The organism is Nitrincola tapanii (assembly GCF_008368715.1).
GTDB classification, from domain to species: Bacteria; Pseudomonadota; Gammaproteobacteria; order Pseudomonadales; family Balneatricaceae; genus Nitrincola; species Nitrincola tapanii.
On the sequence record NZ_SMRS01000002.1, the window covers coordinates 74,727 to 94,033 of the forward strand.

Annotated in this window: 23 protein-coding genes; 14 read left to right on the top strand and 9 right to left on the bottom strand. The window is 50.4% G+C overall.

Annotation, left to right across the window (positions count from 1 at the left end):
- Positions 1-185 precede the first annotated feature (185 nt).
- Genes E1H14_RS03065 through E1H14_RS03085 form a run of 5 tightly spaced genes read left to right on the top strand, consistent with a single transcriptional unit; the run spans position 186 to position 3,749 of the window.
- On the top strand, positions 186-1,124 hold the full coding sequence (locus E1H14_RS03065) for an ABC transporter ATP-binding protein (RefSeq protein ID WP_149389993.1): 939 nt from the start codon (positions 186-188) through the stop codon (positions 1,122-1,124).
- Positions 1,121-1,894, top strand: a complete 774-nt coding sequence (locus E1H14_RS03070) for an ABC transporter permease (RefSeq protein ID WP_149389994.1) — start codon at positions 1,121-1,123, stop codon at positions 1,892-1,894. The genes E1H14_RS03065 and E1H14_RS03070 overlap by 4 nt, the downstream gene beginning before the upstream one ends.
- On the top strand, positions 1,894-2,718 hold the full coding sequence (queF, locus tag E1H14_RS03075) for an NADPH-dependent 7-cyano-7-deazaguanine reductase QueF (protein WP_149389995.1): 825 nt from the start codon (positions 1,894-1,896) through the stop codon (positions 2,716-2,718). The genes E1H14_RS03070 and queF overlap by 1 nt, the downstream gene beginning before the upstream one ends.
- Positions 2,719-2,727: 9 nt before the next feature.
- The gene (locus tag E1H14_RS03080) at positions 2,728-3,288 is read left to right on the top strand and encodes a nitroreductase family protein (protein WP_149389996.1); all 561 of its coding nucleotides are present in this window, start codon (positions 2,728-2,730) and stop codon (positions 3,286-3,288) included.
- Entirely contained in the window at positions 3,285-3,749 is a 465-nt protein-coding gene (locus tag E1H14_RS03085) for a YiiD C-terminal domain-containing protein (RefSeq protein ID WP_160142008.1), read from the top strand. The genes E1H14_RS03080 and E1H14_RS03085 overlap by 4 nt, the downstream gene beginning before the upstream one ends.
- A 51-nt stretch (positions 3,750-3,800) precedes the next feature.
- Here the strand turns inward: E1H14_RS03085 and E1H14_RS03090 are convergent, their stop codons facing one another.
- Positions 3,801-4,421, bottom strand: a complete 621-nt coding sequence (locus E1H14_RS03090) for a peptidylprolyl isomerase (RefSeq protein WP_407670229.1) — start codon at positions 4,419-4,421, stop codon at positions 3,801-3,803.
- 178 nt (positions 4,422-4,599) lie between these two features.
- Between E1H14_RS03090 and E1H14_RS03095 the strand changes: the two genes are divergently transcribed.
- Genes E1H14_RS03095 through E1H14_RS03105 form a run of 3 tightly spaced genes read left to right on the top strand, consistent with a single transcriptional unit; the run spans position 4,600 to position 6,526 of the window.
- Entirely contained in the window at positions 4,600-5,313 is a 714-nt protein-coding gene (locus tag E1H14_RS03095; protein ID WP_149389998.1) for a DUF6134 family protein, read from the top strand.
- The gene (locus E1H14_RS03100) at positions 5,306-6,070 is read left to right on the top strand and encodes an SDR family NAD(P)-dependent oxidoreductase (protein WP_149389999.1); all 765 of its coding nucleotides are present in this window, start codon (positions 5,306-5,308) and stop codon (positions 6,068-6,070) included. The genes E1H14_RS03095 and E1H14_RS03100 overlap by 8 nt, the downstream gene beginning before the upstream one ends.
- Positions 6,071-6,094: 24 nt before the next feature.
- Positions 6,095-6,526 carry a nuclear transport factor 2 family protein gene (locus tag E1H14_RS03105; RefSeq protein WP_149390000.1) on the top strand — a complete coding sequence of 144 codons (432 nt, stop codon included), beginning with the start codon at positions 6,095-6,097 and terminating at the stop codon, positions 6,524-6,526.
- 74 nt (positions 6,527-6,600) lie between these two features.
- Here E1H14_RS03105 and E1H14_RS03110 read toward each other — a convergent pair whose 3' ends face one another.
- The 5 genes from E1H14_RS03110 to E1H14_RS03130 are packed head-to-tail and all read right to left on the bottom strand — an operon-like array spanning position 6,601 to position 11,885.
- Complete coding sequence (locus tag E1H14_RS03110) at positions 6,601-7,185, bottom strand: DUF3833 domain-containing protein (RefSeq protein WP_149390001.1); 585 nt, start codon at positions 7,183-7,185, stop codon at positions 6,601-6,603.
- Between the two features lie 3 nt (positions 7,186-7,188).
- Entirely contained in the window at positions 7,189-8,490 is a 1,302-nt protein-coding gene (locus E1H14_RS03115) for an MFS transporter (RefSeq protein WP_149390002.1), read from the bottom strand.
- The gene (locus E1H14_RS03120) at positions 8,487-9,728 is read right to left on the bottom strand and encodes an SAM-dependent methyltransferase (RefSeq protein ID WP_149390003.1); all 1,242 of its coding nucleotides are present in this window, start codon (positions 9,726-9,728) and stop codon (positions 8,487-8,489) included. Before E1H14_RS03120 ends, E1H14_RS03115 begins: the two co-directional genes overlap by 4 nt.
- A gap of 7 nt (positions 9,729-9,735) precedes the next feature.
- On the bottom strand, positions 9,736-10,521 hold the full coding sequence (locus E1H14_RS03125) for a DUF1365 domain-containing protein (protein ID WP_149390004.1): 786 nt from the start codon (positions 10,519-10,521) through the stop codon (positions 9,736-9,738).
- Positions 10,518-11,885: an NAD(P)/FAD-dependent oxidoreductase gene (locus E1H14_RS03130; RefSeq protein ID WP_149390005.1), complete on the bottom strand. Its 1,368-nt coding sequence runs from the start codon at positions 11,883-11,885 to the stop codon at positions 10,518-10,520. Before E1H14_RS03130 ends, E1H14_RS03125 begins: the two co-directional genes overlap by 4 nt.
- A 171-nt stretch (positions 11,886-12,056) precedes the next feature.
- On the opposite strand from E1H14_RS03130, the gene E1H14_RS03135 reads away from it, so the two are divergent.
- The 3 genes from E1H14_RS03135 to E1H14_RS03145 are packed head-to-tail and all read left to right on the top strand — an operon-like array spanning position 12,057 to position 14,776.
- Entirely contained in the window at positions 12,057-12,662 is a 606-nt protein-coding gene (locus tag E1H14_RS03135) for a sigma-70 family RNA polymerase sigma factor (protein WP_149390006.1), read from the top strand.
- The gene (locus E1H14_RS03140) at positions 12,659-13,342 is read left to right on the top strand and encodes a ChrR family anti-sigma-E factor (protein WP_149390007.1); all 684 of its coding nucleotides are present in this window, start codon (positions 12,659-12,661) and stop codon (positions 13,340-13,342) included. The genes E1H14_RS03135 and E1H14_RS03140 overlap by 4 nt, the downstream gene beginning before the upstream one ends.
- Before the next feature lie 9 nt (positions 13,343-13,351).
- Complete coding sequence (locus E1H14_RS03145) at positions 13,352-14,776, top strand: cryptochrome/photolyase family protein (protein ID WP_149390008.1); 1,425 nt, start codon at positions 13,352-13,354, stop codon at positions 14,774-14,776.
- A 10-nt stretch (positions 14,777-14,786) separates the two neighbouring features.
- Here the strand turns inward: E1H14_RS03145 and tpx are convergent, their stop codons facing one another.
- Complete coding sequence (gene tpx, locus E1H14_RS03150) at positions 14,787-15,281, bottom strand: thiol peroxidase (RefSeq protein WP_149390009.1); 495 nt, start codon at positions 15,279-15,281, stop codon at positions 14,787-14,789.
- Positions 15,282-15,481: 200 nt separating this feature from the next.
- On the opposite strand from tpx, the gene E1H14_RS03155 reads away from it, so the two are divergent.
- The 3 genes from E1H14_RS03155 to E1H14_RS03165 are packed head-to-tail and all read left to right on the top strand — an operon-like array spanning position 15,482 to position 17,928.
- Positions 15,482-16,813 (top strand): deoxyguanosinetriphosphate triphosphohydrolase, encoded by a 1,332-nt coding sequence (locus E1H14_RS03155; protein WP_149390010.1) that lies wholly within the window; start codon positions 15,482-15,484, stop codon positions 16,811-16,813.
- Positions 16,814-16,858: 45 nt separating this feature from the next.
- Positions 16,859-17,233 (top strand): translation initiation factor Sui1, encoded by a 375-nt coding sequence (locus E1H14_RS03160; protein WP_149390011.1) that lies wholly within the window; start codon positions 16,859-16,861, stop codon positions 17,231-17,233.
- Positions 17,234-17,235: 2 nt separating this feature from the next.
- Positions 17,236-17,928 (top strand): retropepsin-like aspartic protease, encoded by a 693-nt coding sequence (locus tag E1H14_RS03165; RefSeq protein ID WP_149390012.1) that lies wholly within the window; start codon positions 17,236-17,238, stop codon positions 17,926-17,928.
- Here E1H14_RS03165 and E1H14_RS03170 read toward each other — a convergent pair.
- Entirely contained in the window at positions 17,925-18,212 is a 288-nt protein-coding gene (locus E1H14_RS03170) for a SelT/SelW/SelH family protein (RefSeq protein ID WP_149390013.1), read from the bottom strand. The two genes, E1H14_RS03165 and E1H14_RS03170, sit on opposite strands and share 4 nt — an antisense overlap.
- Positions 18,213-18,236: 24 nt before the next feature.
- Positions 18,237-19,205: a methylenetetrahydrofolate reductase gene (locus E1H14_RS03175; protein WP_149390014.1), complete on the bottom strand. Its 969-nt coding sequence runs from the start codon at positions 19,203-19,205 to the stop codon at positions 18,237-18,239.
- Positions 19,206-19,307 lie beyond the last annotated feature (102 nt).

Sequence of the window (19,307 nt, forward strand, 5' to 3'; positions counted from 1 at the left end):
TGCAGTGCCTGCGCTGCCTCGCTCTAAATAATTCATAGATCACATACGATTAATCAATACCTTGAATCGCGTTCGCTGCGTTTCAGAAGCCATCTATTATGCTTCTCTATTTAACATTCATCTGCGTATTGAAAATCCTCAGGTTTGCCCCCAGCTATTAAGATCGGTTTTGACAGGACTCGTTCATGACACAGGCATTACAGATAGATAATTTGCGTAAAACCTATGCCAATGGCTTTGAAGCCTTGAAAGGGATCTCTTTGCGGGTTGAGCAGGGTGATTTTTTTGCATTGCTCGGGCCGAATGGTGCCGGTAAATCGACAACCTTAGGCATAGTCTCGTCCTTGGTGAATCCGACGGCAGGCGAAGTCAAAATCTTTGGTTATGATCTGGCTCAACAGGTGACAGAAGCTAAGTTGCAACTGGGTGTTGTGCCCCAGGAGTTTAACTTTAATGCCTTTGAAAAAGTGGAAGATATTCTGATCACTCAGGCGGGTTATTACGGCTTAAAGCGTGCTGAAGCCAAGGCACGTAGTGAGGTCTATTTGAAAAAATTGGGCCTGTGGGATAAGCGTGAGCAACCGGCTCGGCGTTTATCCGGCGGTATGAAGCGCCGCTTAATGATTGCTCGTGCCTTAGTGCATCAGCCTAAGCTTTTGATTCTGGATGAGCCGACAGCGGGGGTTGATATTGAACTGCGTCGCTCGATGTGGGAGTTCCTATGTGAGTTGAATGCGCAGGGTACCACGATCATTCTGACCACCCACTATCTGGAAGAGGCGGAGTCTCTGTGTCGTAATATTGCGATTATTGATCAGGGTGAAATTATTGAAAATACCAGCATGAAGCGCCTTCTGGCGCAGCTGAATACCGAAACCTTTTTACTCGATCTGAATCAGGAACTGACGCAGTTGCCTAATCTGCCGGATTATCGTGCCAGCTTAATAGATCCACATTGTTTACAAGTTGAAGTGGCCAAGCAGCAGGGCTTAAATGAGTTGTTTGCTCAGCTTTCGCAGCAAGGTGTACAAGTGGTGAGTATGCGCAATAAAGCGAATCGTCTGGAGGAGTTGTTTGTGTCCTTGGTTGAGAAAAATCTGCAGTCCGGAGGGCGTGTCGCATGAACACATCGTTAATTTGGACAGCCTTCACTACCATACTGGTCAAAGAAATTCGTCGTTTTACCCGTATCTGGGTACAAACCCTGCTTCCGCCTGCGATCACCATGACACTGTATTTTATCATCTTTGGAAATCTCATCGGTTCGCGTATCGGTGAGATGGGTGGTTTTGGTTATATGGAATACATCGCACCGGGTCTGATTATGATGTCGGTGATTACCAACTCCTACGGTAATGTTGTTTCCTCATTTTTTGGCACTAAGTTTCAACACCACATAGAAGAGTTGCTGGTGGCACCTGTCCCAAATTGGGTGATTCTTGCCGGTTTTGTGGCCGGTGGGGTGGCGCGTGGTTTGGCTGTGGGCTTGATTGTCACACTCTTGTCCCTGTTTTTTACCAGCCTGCAGGTGCAGCATCTTGGTATTACCGTCACCACGGTATTGCTCACTGCGATCCTGTTTTCACTCGGTGGTTTTATTAATGCCATCTATGCAAATAGCTTTGACGATATCTCGATCGTGCCGACTTTTATTTTGACGCCCTTAACCTATTTGGGCGGAGTCTTTTACTCCATCAGCCTATTACCTGGTTTTTGGCACTTGGTCTCACAATTTAACCCGATTCTTTATATGGTCAACAGCTTCCGTTATGGCTTGCTGGGAGTCAGTGATATTCATATCGGCTTTGCCTTTGCTATGATTCTCGGATGCATTGTGATCTTGGCAAGCTATGCCTTGCACCTTCTTAAAATCGGCAAAGGAATTCGTAACTGATGAACGAGCATGAGGTGATTCAGCGGTCGCCCTTAGGTCAAGAGACAGATTATGTGAACCAGTATGATCCCTCATTGCTGTATCCGATTGCACGAGAGATTAACTGGCAAGCACGAGGGATTCAGCGTGGATCCTTGCCTTTTAAAGGGGTTGATATCTGGAATGCGTATGAGGTGTCTTGGCTGAACCCCAAGGGTAAGCCTGTGGTGCGTTTGGCGGAGTTTCGTATTGCAGCCGATTCAACACACATTATCGAATCTAAATCCTTTAAGCTCTATCTGAACTCTTTTAATCTCAGCTGTTTTGCCAATGAAGCGGAAGTACTCAAGCGTTTAGAGTCGGATCTGGCGCAAGCAGCGGGCGGACGTGTTCAGGTCTTTTTGCGTAAGCTGGATGCTCCCTTGCAGCTTGAACGCTTACAGGGAGAGTGTCTGGATGAACTCGATATTGAGGTCAAGCATTATCAGCCGGAGCCCAAGCTTTTACGCACCACTGATCGGGTGGTGGAAGAGACACTGGTCAGTCATCTACTGAAATCCAACTGTCCGGTCACAGGGCAACCGGATTGGGCCAGTGTACAGATACATTATAAAGGCCCAAGTATTGATCGTGCTGGGCTCTTGGCCTATTTAATCTCTTACCGTGAACATGGTGATTTCCATGAGCAGTGTGTAGAAACCATTTTTATGGATATTTGGAATCAATGTCGTCCACAGAAGCTAACGGTGTATGCGCGTTATGTGCGTCGCGGTGGATTGGATATTAATCCTTACCGTTCCAGCCTGGCTGCAGAGCCGGCCAATCCACGCTTGGCTCGTCAGTAAGGAGAAAAGATGGACGCTTTAGAGTTATTGTTAAATCGTGTGTCTTGCCCGGTGTTAGAGGGCCCGGCACCAAATCCCGAGCAATTGGATCTCATCTATCGGGCGGCTTTGCGAGCACCGGATCATGGTGGGTTAAAGCCCTATCGTTTTTTGCAGATAGAAGACTCAGGGCGAGAGCGCTTAGGGGCTTTATTTATCGAGGCCGCACGCATAGAAAATCCCAATGCGACGCAAGCCGAGTTAAATAAACTCGGTCAGAATCCTTTGCGTGCGCCGATGATTATCGTGGCGATAGCCTCTTTGTCTGAGCATCCTAAGGTTCCCAAAAGTGAGCAGAGATTGACCGCCGGTTGTGCAGCGCATGGGCTCTTGCTGGCCGCTTATGCGCAGGGTTTGGATGCGATTTGGCGCTCGGGTCCCATGGCCTTTAATCCTCAAGTGATGCAAGGCTTAGGTTTGGATGCGCATGAAGAAATCATTGGCTTCATTTATTTAGGTCAGAGTAAAAAGCGTCGACTAGCCAGCTGCCCAGCAGTCGGTGAGTTTGTACGCTTATGGGGAAAAGCATGAAATCAGATGCTGAATTTATGCAGCAGCTGTTTCAAGAGATCCCCTTGGTACAGGCCATGCAGTTGCAATCCTTACAGTTTGATGGCCAGTTCTTGGAGCTGAAAGTGCCTTTGGCGCCCAATCTCAATGATAAGGGCACCGCTTTTGGTGGTTCCTTAGCGGCACTTGCCACGCTTGCCGGTTGGTGTTTAACCACGCGTTATTTACACAAGCAAGGCTGGGAAGCTGAGGTGGTGGTCGTGAAAAGTGAGATTCAATATTTAGCACCGGTGACTCGGGCTTTTACCGCTCAGGCAAAACTGCCAAATGAGGCGTTGGTGCAGGCGTTCACTCAGTCGTTCTCCGAGCGAGGGCGGGCACGCTGGACACTTGAAGTGCTTGTGGAAGAAGCCGGACAGAGGGCTTTCGTTCTGACCGGCGAGTATTTAGCACGCGTGCGCCCAAGGCTGGAGGCAGCGTGAGTGCATGTCGCGGCTGAAGCCGTGAGCTATGTAGTATGAGCCTGAACGATCTTACTCGAACTTCTCCTCATCCCTGTCTGGATCTGCCTTCTCCTGAGTTTTGGCTAGCTCTAAGCGCTGCGCGCTGAGAATGATCACAGCCTGTTCAGGCACATCACGATGCGGGCCGACCCGAGTGGTACGGCCTTGAGCGATGGCGTCCACCTTATCCATGCCCTCAATCACCTGTCCAAACACAGCATAACCAGGGCGACCGGGTTGTGCATCTAGACTTGCGTTGTTCACCAGATTAATAAAAAACTGACTGCTCGCACTATGTGGATCGTTGGTACGTGCCATCGATAGGGTACCGCGCTGATTTTTTAGGCCGTTATCGGATTCGTTACGCACGCGTGCTAGTGGAGTCTTTTGTTCCAAACGTGCATTGAATCCACCACCTTGAATAACAAAACCGGGGATCACGCGGTGGAAAATGATGCCTTCATAAAAACCGGCATCCACATGGCGTAAGAAGTTTTCCACGGTTAAAGGTGCTTCTTTGGCAAAGAGTTCAATATCAATCTGTCCTAGGCTGGTTTCAAAGCGTACCTTGGGATTGTCTGCCCAAGCGGGAGACAGCAGTAAACTCACTAAAAGAATGAGGATCAAGCTGAGGTTGCGGGGCAAAGTCACGTTCATCTCCTGTAAAAAGTTCACACACAAATGTGTCCATGCACATCTTAACGGATCTCAAAGATCCCTGCAGCGCTGAAGTGGCTGATGTAGCGGCAGTGCCGCTGATCCTTGTCCACGTTAGATGCGTACCTTTAAGTGCGTTGTGCAAACAAAGAGCAATAAGCAGGAGAAAAGCATGCTGGCAAAGATCGTTAAAGTCGTGTTGGGTATAGGCTGCCTGATGATTCCGCTGGCTTGGGCGGAACCAACACTGCATCGAGCGGGTTTGAGCATGACAGCAGAAGAGGCCCTGGCTTTATATGGTCAAGAGCAGAACTTTGAGGTGTGGCGCAATGGTCGTGCAATCGGGACTCACCAGCTGCGCTTTAGTGAAGAAAATGGCCTGCTCAGAGTGGATGCACACATGCGCTTGCACATACGCGCTCTAGCGGTATTTAACTACCACTATGAATATCGGGCTACGGAGTGGTGGCAAGAGGGGCGCTTACAGCGTCTGAGCGTAGAAGTGAATGATGATGGCAAGCGCGAATCTATCCAGGCACAAGCCGAGGATCAAGGCTTGCGTGTGCAGAAGGCACAGCAGCAACGCTGGCTGTCTCAGGATCTACTCACCACCAATCACTGGAATCCAGGCATCCTCGAAGCACAAGAGGTGCTGAATACACTCACGGGCGAAGCCAGCCAATTAGCGGTTGAACGCTTGGGGATGAAACGTTTGCAGTCTACCCAAGGCGAGTTAGAGGTGCAGAAATACCGTTTAGGGGCTGAATTAGAGGACACGGACACCTGGTATGATGCCCAAGGGCGTTGGTGGGGAATGGAGTTCTCTGCCCGCGATAAGTCGCGTATTCGTGTTCTGCCCAAAGGCGTGGAGGCGGACAATGGTTAAGGCTAAATGGGTGTGGATTACAGGAGGGAGCAGTGGAATCGGTTTAGCGACAGCACGAGAATGCCTCGATCGAGGTGACTATGTGATTCTTTCCGCACGCGATGCACAGAAATTGCAGCAGGTTTGTACGGAGTTAAATGCTCAGTTACCCAGCCCGCAAGCTTTCGCTTATGCCTTGGATGTCACCGATGTGCAGGCTTTGCAGGAGGCTTGGGAATTCATTTGTGGGCACTTTGCGCTACCTGATTGGATTATTTTTAATGCGGGTACACATACTCCCACCTCAATCGATTCGTTGCAGCCCAGCGTTTTTCGGCAACTGATGGAGGTTAACTACTTTGCGGTGCTGCAAGGGATTCATACGGTTCTGCCGCGTTTACGCGCGCAGCGACGCGGCACCATCGCGGTTGTGGCGTCTGTTGCCGGTTATCGTGGTTTACCCACGGCAGCGGCTTATGGTGCCAGTAAGGCGGCGATGATTCATGCCTGCGAAGCCTTTTATACTGAACTGCAAGGTTCCGGGGTTAAATTAAAATTGATTAATCCGGGTTTTGTGCGGACGCCACTGACCGATCGAAATGCGTTTGCTATGCCCTGTTTGATGGAGCCTGAAGCGGCCGCCAAAGCCCTCGTGCAAGGGTTGGAGTCGCCGGGCTTTGAAGTCGTCTTTCCTCGGCGTTTTGCCTATTTCCTCAAATTCTTGCGCTGTTTACCTTATGCTATCTACTTTAAGTTAGTACAACGGTTAAACGGTTAGTCTTCATTTTTTGCAGGATTTTCTATGTCCCCATCTGTAAAGGTTCAAGCAGAGCTTTATGCTCAGGCCTTCACTCATTTAACCCCTGAAAATTTAGAGCACTTGCTCTCTTTAGTCACGGTCAATGTGCATTTTCGTGATCCCTTCAACGATGTGCACTCCGCTGAAGGGATGCGCCGTATTTTGCTAGACATGTTTACACAGACGAAGTCACCTAAGTTCACGGTTACAGAAGTGGTGGCTGGGGCGGAGAGTGCTTGGATTGCTTGGATTTTTAACGCCGGTTTGCCGGTGATAGGAGAAATCGAAGTAGAAGGGGCCACACGTCTAAGTTTTGATGCACAAGGACGCGTGACCGAGCATCTAGATTACTGGGACAGCGCGCCGCTTTATTTTCGTTTACCCCTACTGGGATGGTGTTTACGCAAAATACATCAGCGTTTAGGCGGGCATTGATGGTAAGCCTTATTGACAATTAAGGCTTACCATCAAGATCAGTGAATCAAAAGCGGAGTGTATAATCCTTGGGGTTAATTAGAGTCTGAGTGTGGATGCGAAGCTTTTAAAGCAAAAGGTGCTTCTTTTAATTGATCACCACGCGTAAAGAAGAGGGTGACACTACCCAACTCCACACCCCATTTACTCACCTTAGCACGGTTAACCATTACCCCTCCAGGTTGTAAATACATCCAGTCATCAAAGTGAACACGCCAACTACCATCACCCACTTTGAGGTCCATTTTATATTGCCAATTTAATGCGTTGCCACGAACCTCACCGCTGGCATAGCCGATAATATCTGCGGCAGAACCTTGGTAACGCTGACCATCTAAAGGTGTAATGGTCCAGACACGACGATCACGTTCACCATCTGAGTAGAGAAAGTATTCATCGAGAACGAGCGTTTCACCATTCCATTCACCGAGGATCTCGACTTGGAACTCACGACGCAGCTTGCCAAAACGATCCTCAAAAATACCCCAAGCATACACACTGCCCTGAAAATACTCTTCTAGCACCAGTGTGGGTTGTTTGGATTCAAAATCCTCAATACTCATTTTGCTGCACCCAGATAAAGTCAGAGAAAGGATGGCAATCAATAACAGTTGTCGCATGAATTAACTCCGTTCAGACCTTTGTGATAAACAGCGAGCAATACGCTGCTGATGTCGGTTTTGGAGCGGAAAGCGCAACAGCAAAGTGATGGCTATGGCTTTCATTACGCAGGGGAGTAGGGCATAGATCAGCAAAATGGGGGTAGCGGATTGACTTTCACCCACCTCAAATCCGCTTAGGGCTAAGAGTCCTAAGGCGATCCCTGCCGCCAGGGCTAAAGCCAGTTTGGTGGCGCTGTTCCAGATGGCAAATAATAATCCCGTTTGGCGACGGCGATAGCGAAATTGATCCCAGTCGGCGACATCGGCTTGTAACGCGTGAGGCAGCGCCAGATCCGCACCCAGTGCGGCGCCGGTCAGAATACAGATCAGATAAAAAGCCAGCTGATCCCCTTCGCCCAGAAATAAAGCCGGAATAAAGCCGGCGATGGCCAACAGCATTGCACACTGCCAGAGATGCGTCTTTTCCACGCGCTGACTGAGTTTGAGCCAGATCGGTAGAGCTAAACAGGCCGATAAAAAATATAAGAGAATAAAACCTGGGCGATCCGCTTCACTGCCGCCCAGAACGCTGGTGATATAAAGAGGGAAGAGCACGGCGGGGATGCCATTAGCGATACCATTCACTAACCAAGTGAGAATTAAGCGTTTAGCCAACTGGTTTTGAAACACTTCACGCCAAGTGCCAAGCGGTGAGGTAACCCATTCAGGCGCAGGCAGTTGCCATAACAGCTGTGCCAGAAGCAGTCCACCTACACCCAGCGTCAGGAGTGCAATGAAGGTTAGGGCGGCGGCAGTGCTGAGTCCAAATGTCAGGGCCAGTACGGGTAACGACGCTGAAAAAACCAGTCCAAGGAGTGCGCAGGCTTCGCGATAGGAGGCAATCCGCGTGCGTTGATAACTATAGCGACTTAAGCTCCTGAGCCAAGTTAAATAGGGTACCTGGACGCAGGTCCAGCCTAGATATAAAAATATCGAAGCGAAGAATAGGGTACCGGCTACAAACTCTTGAGGCGGATTGACCAGCAGAAGTAATGAGGGGATGCAAATCAGTCCCCCAAGCATCATGATGAGTTTAAAGCGACGAGGCGAGGCGTGATCTAACCAGCGACCAATTAAGGGATCGGTCAGCACATCACTGAGTCGAGCCAGCATCAAAATTAAACCGGTCAGTGCCAGACCTAATCCAAGATGTTCGATATAAAAAGTCGGTAGCAGAACAAAGACCGCAACCGTTGGCACAGCCAGCGGCAGTGCCGGCAGACTGTAAATCCAGATCTGCCGCCGCGTCAGTTCGTCCTTCACAAGCTTTCCAACTGATAAAAGCCGACGTCGATGGAGCCGGCATCAAAACCACCTTCGCAATAGGCTAAATAATACAACCACATACGTTTAAAGCGCTCATCAAAGCCTTGGGCTTGAATGCGTGGCCACTGCTCCAAGAAGCTGTGGCGCCAGAGTTTTAGGGTGTGGGCATAGTCCTTGCCAAAAGTGTGTGTGGCACTGAGGTGGAATCCAGCTTGGCGAACTTCATGCGTTAAGCGCTCAGGACTGGGCAACATACCGCCTGGGAAGATATAACGCTGGATAAAGTCTGGGTCGCGGCGATAGCTTTCAAAGCGTTTATTTTCGATGCTGATGATCTGTAAAACAGCCTTGCCACCGGGTTTGAGTACGCGTTTTAGGGTATTAAAGTAAGTTGGCCAGTTTTCTTCACCGACCGCTTCAAACATTTCGATGGACACGATGTGGTCGTAACTTTGCTTAAGATCACGATAATCGGTGAGACTGAATTGACACAAATCAGTGAGTCCGGCCTGTTGAATGCGTGCTTGAGCATAAGCAAGTTGCTCCTTAGACAGCGTGATGCCGAAAACACGCACACCAAACTCGCGTGCCGCCAATTCAGCAAAGCCGCCCCAGCCACAACCGACTTCGAGTACCTGCTGTCCTGGTTTCAGATCCAGCATCTGAGCAATACGTCGATATTTCGCCTGTTGTGCTTCAAACAAACTTTGTTCGGGATGGGTGAAGAGTGCAGAAGAGTAGGTCATGCTCGGATCTAACCAGAGCTGGTAAAAATCGTTACCCAGATCATAGTGATAAGCGATATTACGACGACTACCACGCCGAGTGTTGGCACGTTTTAAATGCTGCAGCTTGTTGAAAAGTCGTGTCCAGAAGGTAGAGTTCTGACTAATCAGGCTGAGTTGAGCTTCATTGCCCAATGCCCATTGAATCAATGAAACCAGATCAGGGCTGTCCCACTCACCGGCCATGTAGCCTTCGGCCCAGCCCAGCAAACCATCACTGATTAAGCGTCGGATCGCTTTCATGGAATGCAAACGCAGTTCTGCGCGCGGCTCTCCTTCATGTGCCTGACCAAACTGCAGTGTTTGGCCATTGGGCAGTTCTAAATCGAGCGTGCCATAGGCTAAATCCGGCAGGTGGCGCAAAATCAGATCAAAACAGAAACGGCTCAGCCAGCCATGCTCGGGCAAAAGATCACGCGCAGAGAGGGCGTTGGTATCAGTGGGTTTCATTTTAGGGTCACTCCTTAACGGTAATAAAGGATACGCGCTCAGTTGGCGCTGCAGGTTGCGGCTGAATGCGCAGCCCTTTGCGCCAGAGTTGCAGGGCTTCCCAATGGATGCCCACAATGACCTTGAGTGTCATCAAGGGGTGGCGCAGAAACGCGCGTACTAGAGATCTATTGCTCAGGGTTTGCCGCTTGCCGGTAAAGGTGGCATCGAGCAGGGGGCCGTCTGCTTGACTTTGGCGGATCAGAACCGCGACCTGCTCAGCCGGAGGCGTCATCCGAAAATGATAACGGCTGGCCATGGGCATAAAGGGCGAAACATAAAAACCCTTGTCACAGGCTTGCCGAACCGTGCGAGAATCTTGAGCGTCTACAGGAATCAAATAGCTGTGGCGCTGTTTAAAGGTGTTACTGACTTCATAAAGAATGGCGCAGAGGTTTTCGTCAGGGTCATAACAATAAAAGACACTGAGAGGGTTAAACACATAACCGAGCATCCGTGGATAACAGAGAAGGCGTATCGGCCCATCCTGCGTATCCAGGCCTTTGCTTTTCAGAAGGTCAAGGATTTGCTGTTTGAGCGGGCGATCAGAGCCGTCACCATAGTCACGTTCATAAATCGAGTAGAGATTAAAACGATTATGAGAAAAGAGTTTGAGTGATTGATGCAGTCGCGGTAGCTCGTCCAGATCAATTAACCAGGAGGTCACACGATAGACAAAACGGTGGCGTTTAGGGGCGAGGCGATGATGCATCACCTCACCTTGGTAGAGGCAGGATTTTAAAGCCTCATTCATGCCACCGCCTCCTGTTTGGTCAGAGCGGGGCGCTTCGGTGGGTGTACATGAATACGAGAGTTGGGTTGTTCCAGCGACCAAGGGCGCTGACACCCTCCAAGCGCTTCGGCGACCGCTAAACCGGATTGCAAACCATCTTCATGGAAGCCATAGCCAAACCAGGCGCCACAGAACCAAGTGTTGCGAACGCCTTGTAATGACCAGAGCTGGCGCTGAGCTTCAACCGATTCCAAGGTGAAGACCGGGTGATCATACAAAAAACTACGATGAATGCTGCCCGCTTCCGGCTCTCGGCTCGGATTCAGAGTGACAAACAGCGGCGTAGAGTCGGGCAGATGCTGCAGACTGTTCATCCAATAACTCACGCTGATCTCATCGGTTTGTGCACCCTGAGATTGAGCTAAATAGTTCCAGCTGGCCCAGGCCGCACGACGTTTCGGCATCAGGCTGGCATCGCTGTGAAGAATCGCTCGGTTACGCTGGTAAGGGAAGTGGCGCAACAGATCGGCTTCAGCCGCAGTAGGTTCGGCCAATAGGTCTAGTGCTTGATCGGAGTGACAAGCTAAGACGACATGGTCAAAGGTTTCGCGACGTCCGTGCAGATCTTCCAGTATCACTTGACCGCCTTGGCGATGAATGCGGTGAATGTGGCTGTTCAGACGAATGCGCCCCTCAAGGGCATCTGCGATCTTATTCACATAAACACGGCTGCCGCCCACAACGGTGCGCCACTGCGGACGATCCTTGAGCTGCACCAAACCGTGATTCTGGCAAAAACGTAGGAAGGTTAAAGCGGGATAGTCCAGCATCTTGTCCGCCGGAGTTGACCAGATCGCTGCACCCATCGGAATCAGATGATCCTGCACAAAGGCGCGACCATAGCCTTTTTTCTCTAAAAGCTGTCCGAGTGACAAGTGGGCCACCTCTGGATCCTGAGCGAGGGATTCTGAATCCCGATAAAATTTCAGCAAGTCACGGATCAGGCCCCAGAAGGTTGGGCTAAAAAGATTGCGTCTTTGCGCAAATAAGCCATTGAGGTCAGTGCCGCTGTATTCCAAGCGACCTTGATCCATGCTCACGGCAAAAGACATCTCTGTTTCTTGGGTGGGAACTTCAAGATGCTTAAAAAACTCAACGAGATTGGGATAGTTCACCGGATTAAACACAATAAAACCGGTATCCACCGGAATTTTGAATCCCTCAGCACAGTCAACTTCGACCGTATTCGAGTGACCACCCAGGCGATCATCTTTTTCGAAAAGGGTGACCTGATGTTGTTGATTGAGTAACCAAGCACAGGATAATCCAGAAATCCCTGAGCCAATCACAGCAATTTTCAAAGGGCGAATGACTTTAATGTTCATGTATCAAGCCTCATGGCGGAAGCGGAAAAATTTCTTGCACTCTCTACGCTCAGACATAGAGGGATAGATCATAGGGTTTTTCGCTTTGTTCAGCGCGCACTCTTTCAAAAATCGTGGCTTAGGTGTAAAAGACTTGATCCATTGCACAGGTGAACTTCGTAGGAGGCAATAATGCAAGAAGATGAGCCCACAGGAGGCACCGTGAACGCAGTTGCCCAATTAGCGGAAGAGAGGAAAAAACAGGTGCGTGATGAATGGTCTGCACGCCTGACTTCTCTGGCCGAAACTCGCGATAAAGCCGTGTTTAGTCAGCTCTTTGTGTATTTTGCTCCGCGTGTGAAAGCCTACATTGTACGTTTAGGCATGCCTCTCGCGACAGCCGAAGAGGTCACCCAAGAAGCAATGCTGTCGGTGTGGCGTAAAGCGCATATGTTTAATTCAACCAAAGCGAGCGCCAGTACCTGGATTTTTACTTTGGCACGAAATCTTTGTATTGATCGTTTGCGCCGGGAAAAAGCTGTGGAATATGAGTTGCCGGAAGAAGAGCCTGATCCTGATCAGCGTGATATGGCAGAACATTCCGTGATTGAAGAACGTATGAATCTAGCCATCGCTCAGTTGCCCGAAAACCAGGCTCAGGTGCTGCATTTATCTTACTACGAGGGCAAATCTCATTCCGAGATTGCTGAACAACTGGGGATTCCCCTGGGCAGTGTAAAATCCAGATTGCGTTTAGCCTTTAGCAAGCTGAAAGCGCACTGGGGGGAGGACGCGTGAATATTTCTCATCATTTTGACGATGCAACCCTAATGGCCTATGCCAGCGGTAGTTTACCGCAAGGAATGGCCCTTTTGGTGGCTTGCCACTTGCATTGGTGCTCCGAGTGCCGCCAACGAGTACAAGAAGCTGAAGCTATAGGCGGAAGCTTGTTAACGCAAATCGCCCCTTTGCCCCTGGATTCCCAAGCATTGGATCAGGTGTTAGCACGTCTGGATTTGAATGATCAGGATGTTTTAGGTGATGCCATGGCGGAAGAAGTTTCCGCGCAGATCTTAAAGCCCCAGGTGCAGATCCCCGGTGATATACCTCCCCCCCTCTATCACTATTTACAAAAACCTTTGGATCAACTGCCTTGGAAACGTCTCGGTTATGGTGCCCATCAGTTGGATCTACATTTAGGGGGGCCTGGTGCAACCCGTTTGTTACGCTTGGCGCCTGGCGTTTCTGTTCCACATCACAGCCACTCGGGTAGTGAGTTGACCCTGGTACTGCGTGGTTCCTACACCGATGAGTTTGGTCGCTTTGCGGCCGGTGATGTAGCAGATCTAGATGGTGAAGCACATCACCAGCCTATCGTGGATACTGATCAAGATTGCATCTGTTTGATCGCCACCGATGCACCGCTTAAGTTTAGTGGCTTGATGGGACGTTTAGTACAACCTTTAATTGGATTGTAATATTTAACTATGAACCTGGTTTGGTTACGTAATGATCTGCGCCGGATGGATAATCCGGCGCTTTTTTATGCTTGTGAACACACCGGCCCAGTGGTGGCGCTGGTGACGCTCACCCCTGAACAATGGCGTAGGCATGATGAGTCGCCTTGGCGTATGGCGCTTTGGCTGCAACAGCTCGCCGCCCTAAGCACCCGTCTAGAGGCCTTGAACATTCCCTTGAGGCTGTTGGAAGTGCCAACCTTTGCTGAAGTGCCGGATGCCTTGGCTTTGTTATGCCAGGATCTAGGGGTGGAAAATCTCTGGTTCAATTATGAATACCCCTTAAACGAGCGCCATCGAGATGCTAAGGTTTGTGCACTTCTAGAGCGGCAGGGAGTTCAGTGTCGGGGGTTTCATGCGGAGTTAATCATTCCACCCGGCCAGATACGTAATGGCCAGGGCACACCCTTTAAAGTCTTTACTCCCTACAGTCGGCGTTGGCGTCAGGTGTTGCAGCAGCTCTATTTGCAGGCCCCTTTGCCGCTACCGGCTCGACAAGCACAGGCTGCTTGTGCCAGTGATTCGGTGCCTGCGGCTGAAACTTGGCTCGCCACGCGGTTTGCTGACGCCATTGCGCCGGATTCAACACGCATGCATTCGCTCTGGCCTGTTGGTGAGGAGGTGGTACATCAGCGCTTATTGGAGTTTGTGCAGCAGCGGGAACGCCAATATGCGCAGCAGCGCGATTTTCCATTTCGTGATCAAACCTCGCGTATCTCGCCTTATCTGACTCTAGGTGCTGTGTCACCACGTCAGTGTTTGTTTGCGCTCATGCAGCAGTATCAGGATGATAGGTGGCTCGATAGCACCTGGTTAACCGAGTTGATTTGGCGTGAGTTTTATCGCCATTTATTGGTCGATTTTCCAGAACAAAGTCGTTGGCAGCCTTTCCGACCCGAGGTGGAAGCTCGTATCCATTGGCAAGAAGATGAGCGTTTGTTTCAAGCCTGGTGTCAGGGGGAGACAGGTTATCCGATCGTGGATGCGGCCATGAAACAACTCTTAGCCACGGGCTGGATGCATAATCGTTTGCGTATGATCGTCGGTTCCTTTTTGACCAAGCTTTTACGTCAAGATTGGCGTAAAGGGGCGGCATTTTTTATGCAGCATCTGATCGATGGTGACTTTGCGTCTAACTTAGGTGGCTGGCAATGGTGCGCCTCGGTCGGTGCCGATGCCGCACCTTATTTCCGTATTTTTAATCCACAGTTACAAAGTGAGAAGTTTGATCCGTCAGGTGAGTTTCTCGCGCAGTGGTTACCCGAGTTGCGCCAAGTCTCTGCTAAAGCACGCCATTTGCCAGGCGCTGGGCAGGCTTTGGGTCGCCCAGCACCTATTGTGGATTATCGAGCGGCACGTGCAGCGGCCTTAGCCGATTATCAGCAGGCTTCTTGATCGATTCCCATTACAGGACCGCGAGCGCTGCGTCATAGTCCGGCTCTTGCGCGGTTTCTTTCACCTGCTCGGCATGGATGACCTGTCCCTGTTCGTTTAAGACGAGCACGGCACGAGACATGAGTCCCCGCAGCGGTCCTTCAATAAACACAACACCCAGCTGTGAGCCAGCATCACTGCGGAAGGTGGAGGCCATTTTGACCTTTTCTAACCCTTCAGCACCGCAAAAACGGCTTTGCGCAAAGGGTAGATCGGCTGAAATACAGAGCACCTGAGTATTCTCCAGGCTGGCGGCCGCTTCATTAAAACGTCGTACAGACAGTGCACAGGTCGGGGTGTCGATACTGGGAAAAATGTTCAGAACTAAGCGCTGTCCTTGAAAGTCGCTGATTTTAAAGTCGCTCAGATCATTCGCAGTAAAGTCCACATCTGGGCAAGGCTCACCGAGAGCAGGCAGTTCACCCTGAGTTTGAAAAGGGGTACCGCGCAGAAGAACTTGGGCCATAAACACCTCATTTGAAAAATAAAAGTTGTTTTTATGAGTTTAACAGCCTCCACAATATAGTCGGCGATGAGGAAGTTGTCTCGGTTTTTCAGCTAGACCCTCGTAAGAAGAGATCCTGCTGGCGGTGTCGAAGTTCGGCACTTGCAATTTTCTACTCAGTCGGCAAACTGATTTAAATTTCAATTGCATAGGTATTGGGCATGTCTCAGGCTGTCATGGATTGGTCGCGCTTGTTAAGCAGTAAGCGCTATGGCCATGAGTCTATTCCGCCACAAGAGATCGGTCGTAGTCATTTTCATAAAGACCATGATCGCATCATCTTTTCGAGTGCGTTTCGGCGTTTAGGCCGCAAGACCCAAGTACATCCCTTAGCCCTGAATGACCACATTCATACGCGTCTTACCCACTCGATTGAAGTGGGTAGCCTCGGTCGTAGCTTAGGGATCCGGGTCGGTGAGTTGATCGCCGACCAACTACCGGACTGGGCCAGCGCACATGACTTGGGCATGATCGTACAATCCGCTTGTTTGGCGCATGATATAGGCAATCCACCGTTTGGACATGCCGGTGAATTTGCCATACGTGACTGGTTTCGCCGCCATGAAGATGATCCACGCTTTATTCCTATGAGTGATGCCGAGCGAATGGATTTGCAAACCTTTGAGGGCAATGCCCAAGGTTTTCGGGTGGTGACCCGTATCGAAAATAATCTATTCGACGGTGGTCTGCGTTTGACGTATCCAACCCTGGGCACGCTGTTGAAATACCCCTGGACGGTAGAGCATGCGGGACCTAAAGGTAAGTTCAGCGTTTTTCACACCGAGGAGGATATCCTGCAAGGCTTGGGCGAGGCGCTGGGGTTGATTCCTTTGGCGCCTAATCGCTGGGCACGCCATCCTCTGACTTGGTTAATGGAAGCGGCGGATGATATCTGTTATGCCATTCTTGATTTAGAAGATGCGATTGAACTGCAGATTCTGACCTTTGATGAGGTTAAACCCATCTTGTTGCAGCTCTGCGGAGATTTGGACTTTGATGATGCTATCTTCAATAGCCAGGCTTCGGCACGCCGTAAAATCTCAGCCCTGCGCGGTAAGGCGATGGAGAATATGGTGAATTCTGCGATATCAGCCTTTTCACAACACTATGATGAAATTATGCAGGGACGTTATCAGGGCGAGCTTCTCCAAGATGGTGAAGCGCTGGTGCGCGAAGGGCTGCAAACCGCAAAGCGTGTGGCGCGGGAAAGAGTCTTTCCAAACAACCGTAAAGCGGAATTAGAGGTGGGCGCCTACACCACACTGGGTGTGTTATTGGATGCTTTCACCGCCGCTGTCTATGAGTTGCATCAGCAACAGGGACAGAATCTTGGCTACCGCACGGAAAAAATTCTCAATCTGATGGGGATTCATGCGCCTAAATCGGAGTGGAGCTTATATCAGAGCTACATGCGTGCGCTCGATTTCATTGGAGGGATGACCGATAATTACTGCCAGTATTTGGCAAAACAGTTTGGAGTGGGTGCCTGTTAAACAGAAACCTAAACACTTTAATCCGCTGAGTGAGCAGTGAACAGCATGGCATCCTTGCAAGATCAGTTACGTGGTTTAGTCTATTCAACCGAAACGGGGCAGCAGTGTCCGGATTGTCGTTGCCCCATCGCGGAATGTGAGTGTGCCCAGCGCGCGGAAGCCGAGCGTTTGGCGAGTCTAGATGGCGTGGTGCGGATTCGCCGCGAAGTGGCGGGGCGTAAAGGTAAAGGGGTCACCACGTTGAGCGGCATTCCTCTACCCGAAGTTGAGTTGAAGCAGTTGGCCAAACGTTTAAAGGCCCGTTGCGGGACAGGCGGCAGTCTGAAAGAAGGTGTCATCGAGATTCAGGGTGATCATCGCACTTTACTCAAAACCTTGCTTGAAGAGGAAGGTTTTAAGGTTAAGCTGGCAGGAGGTTAGTTATGTGGCGGCTTGGCTTGGCGATAGGTTTGATAGGGCTGAGCGGATCTCTAGCGGCGCAGGTTTACCATTATGTCGATCAGGATGGACGTAAAGTGTATCTGGATCGTTTAAGCCAGGTGCCAGCCGAGTACCGTGATCAGCTCAAAGAACTGTTTCCGGCACCGGCCATCCCAACGCGTGACTTACAGATACAATCCTCAAACAGCTCAGCCACCGCCAGTGAGCGGCAGCGTTTACAAGCGCAAATTGCAGAACTGGAACAGCCCATCCGCTTACAACAAAACAGTGTGCGGCTACCGGTGGTTTTACGCCAACAAGGGCGCGAGATCACGCTGAATTTAATTTTAGATACCGGAGCATCCATGACGGTGATTCACAGCCGTGCCTTGCACAGCGTGAATCTGCCGACGCAACCTTCAGGTTTTGCACAGGTGGCAGGAGGGCAGCGTATCGCAACGCGGCGTGCCCAGCCAGAATTATTGCAGGTGGGCCCCTATCCTCTGCACCAGCCTTGGATCCAAATTATCGACTTCATCGGCCCGGCAGAACATGATGGACTTCTGGGCATGGATTTTTTACAGCAGGCGGAGTATCAGTTGGATCTACCCGGTCAGCGCCTGATCTGGAAACCTCAGGAGCATCAGCGCTTGCAACAAGCACTGGAGCAGTTGCCCGATGAGGCGATGGATTAGCGGTCGTTATGGCCAAGAGAGCGCTCAGGATCGATCAGGTCACGCACTCGCTGCTTCAGAATTTTCGCCTCAGGAAAACCTTCATCGCGTTTGCGTTCCCAAATCAAAACACCGTCGCATTCAATCTCAAACACCCCGCCACGGCCTGGGATTAAACTCACCTCAGCTAGATCATCGGCAAAGGTGGAGAGCAGCTCTTGAGCTAACCAGGCTGAGCGTAACAACCATTGGCACTGGCAGCAGTAGGTGATGCGAATAACGGGTTTGTGCGCAGTAGCATTCATGAGATTTCCTCGTGAGGCGAGCACTTAAAGTGGATCGAGTTCCAGAGAGCGCTCGGCTAAGGTTAATTCCAGCGTCGCTTTCAGCAGTCGGTAGAGGTGGATGGCCGCATCGATCTCTTCTTTGCGATTGGTCAGGCTTTCAATATTCAATCCCCAGGCAAGATTGAGTCCGGCACAGGCCTCTAAAATCTGTTCCAGGTTGTCTTGGCAGATACGGATGGACTCTGTCAGCGGTTGTTCTGCCTGCAAAATACGTGCTTGTGTCGCGTCTGGAATCGAGATGCCCAGCCATTGCATAAACTCTAGGGTTTTTGCACTGCCACAGGGGGTGAAGGTCATGATGATACGTTTCGGGGTTTCACCTGTCTCTTCACAGAGTTGGGCGTAACTCTGTAAAAGGTCGATGGTGGCTTCGGCGTTATACACGGCCTGTGAGACAAAAAAATCACAACCCTGCTGCGCTTTTTGTTGTAAGCGTAGGTGTTCGTTGCCCTTACTAGCATGGCGCTCAGCGATGGTGACTCCACCCAGATGATAGTCCTGCGGGTGCTGTGCCAAGACCTCATAAGCTTGGTTCAAGTTTAAGCGTATCTCGCCCTCAGAGGAAGGACTGCCGACGAGCACAATATGCTGCAAGCCAAAATCACGCTGAGTTTCGTCTAACCAAGCTGAAAACTCCTTGGCATCACGTTGCGCAACACTTTTATAGGTCAGAGTTTCATGGCCGGAGCGTTGTGATAGCAAACGCGAGTATTCACGTGGGTCACGCGTTTCCATGAAAGGAAAGGGACGCGGAGTATCGATACGGCTGCTTTCATCCTGAATGTCGTAAACTATCAAACCATCGTATTCCAGGCTGTCTAAACGTGCTAACAGCTTGTCGGCAATCTCAAGCATCTGTGCATCATCGGTGCTGCGTTTCGGAGGGGTGGTGCCAATAAAATACACCCCTTGTTGCGGGTCACTGAATTTGGTGCGGAGTGTTTGAGTCATCTGCGATGGATTCCGTAGTTCGAATAAATGGCGGTTATTGTAGCAATGATGCTCGATCAGTGCTGCGACTTCAGAAGTGAAATCTTTGCTAGGAAAATTGAG

What these genes read in the sequence shown, in the direction of transcription:
- E1H14_RS03105 (WP_149390000.1), top strand. Translation starts at nt 6,095, where the DNA reads ATGTCCCCATCTGTAAAGGTTCAAGCAGAGCTTTATGCTCAGGCCTTC.
- E1H14_RS03125 (WP_149390004.1), bottom strand. Translation starts at nt 10,521, where the DNA reads ATGAATGAGGCTTTAAAATCCTGCCTCTACCAAGGTGAGGTGATGCAT.
- E1H14_RS03160 (WP_149390011.1), top strand. Translation starts at nt 16,859, where the DNA reads ATGGCATCCTTGCAAGATCAGTTACGTGGTTTAGTCTATTCAACCGAA.
- tpx (WP_149390009.1), bottom strand. Translation starts at nt 15,281, where the DNA reads ATGGCCCAAGTTCTTCTGCGCGGTACCCCTTTTCAAACTCAGGGTGAA.
- E1H14_RS03145 (WP_149390008.1), top strand. Translation starts at nt 13,352, where the DNA reads ATGAACCTGGTTTGGTTACGTAATGATCTGCGCCGGATGGATAATCCG.
- E1H14_RS03100 (WP_149389999.1), top strand. Translation starts at nt 5,306, where the DNA reads ATGGTTAAGGCTAAATGGGTGTGGATTACAGGAGGGAGCAGTGGAATC.
- E1H14_RS03135 (WP_149390006.1), top strand. Translation starts at nt 12,057, where the DNA reads ATGCAAGAAGATGAGCCCACAGGAGGCACCGTGAACGCAGTTGCCCAA.
- E1H14_RS03085 (WP_160142008.1), top strand. Translation starts at nt 3,285, where the DNA reads ATGAAATCAGATGCTGAATTTATGCAGCAGCTGTTTCAAGAGATCCCC.
- E1H14_RS03095 (WP_149389998.1), top strand. Translation starts at nt 4,600, where the DNA reads ATGCTGGCAAAGATCGTTAAAGTCGTGTTGGGTATAGGCTGCCTGATG.
- E1H14_RS03065 (WP_149389993.1), top strand. Translation starts at nt 186, where the DNA reads ATGACACAGGCATTACAGATAGATAATTTGCGTAAAACCTATGCCAAT.
- E1H14_RS03155 (WP_149390010.1), top strand. Translation starts at nt 15,482, where the DNA reads ATGTCTCAGGCTGTCATGGATTGGTCGCGCTTGTTAAGCAGTAAGCGC.
- E1H14_RS03175 (WP_149390014.1), bottom strand. Translation starts at nt 19,205, where the DNA reads ATGACTCAAACACTCCGCACCAAATTCAGTGACCCGCAACAAGGGGTG.
- E1H14_RS03070 (WP_149389994.1), top strand. Translation starts at nt 1,121, where the DNA reads ATGAACACATCGTTAATTTGGACAGCCTTCACTACCATACTGGTCAAA.
- E1H14_RS03120 (WP_149390003.1), bottom strand. Translation starts at nt 9,728, where the DNA reads ATGAAACCCACTGATACCAACGCCCTCTCTGCGCGTGATCTTTTGCCC.
- E1H14_RS03165 (WP_149390012.1), top strand. Translation starts at nt 17,236, where the DNA reads ATGTGGCGGCTTGGCTTGGCGATAGGTTTGATAGGGCTGAGCGGATCT.
- E1H14_RS03170 (WP_149390013.1), bottom strand. Translation starts at nt 18,212, where the DNA reads ATGAATGCTACTGCGCACAAACCCGTTATTCGCATCACCTACTGCTGC.
- E1H14_RS03110 (WP_149390001.1), bottom strand. Translation starts at nt 7,185, where the DNA reads ATGCGACAACTGTTATTGATTGCCATCCTTTCTCTGACTTTATCTGGG.
- E1H14_RS03080 (WP_149389996.1), top strand. Translation starts at nt 2,728, where the DNA reads ATGGACGCTTTAGAGTTATTGTTAAATCGTGTGTCTTGCCCGGTGTTA.
- queF (WP_149389995.1), top strand. Translation starts at nt 1,894, where the DNA reads ATGAACGAGCATGAGGTGATTCAGCGGTCGCCCTTAGGTCAAGAGACA.
- E1H14_RS03130 (WP_149390005.1), bottom strand. Translation starts at nt 11,885, where the DNA reads ATGAACATTAAAGTCATTCGCCCTTTGAAAATTGCTGTGATTGGCTCA.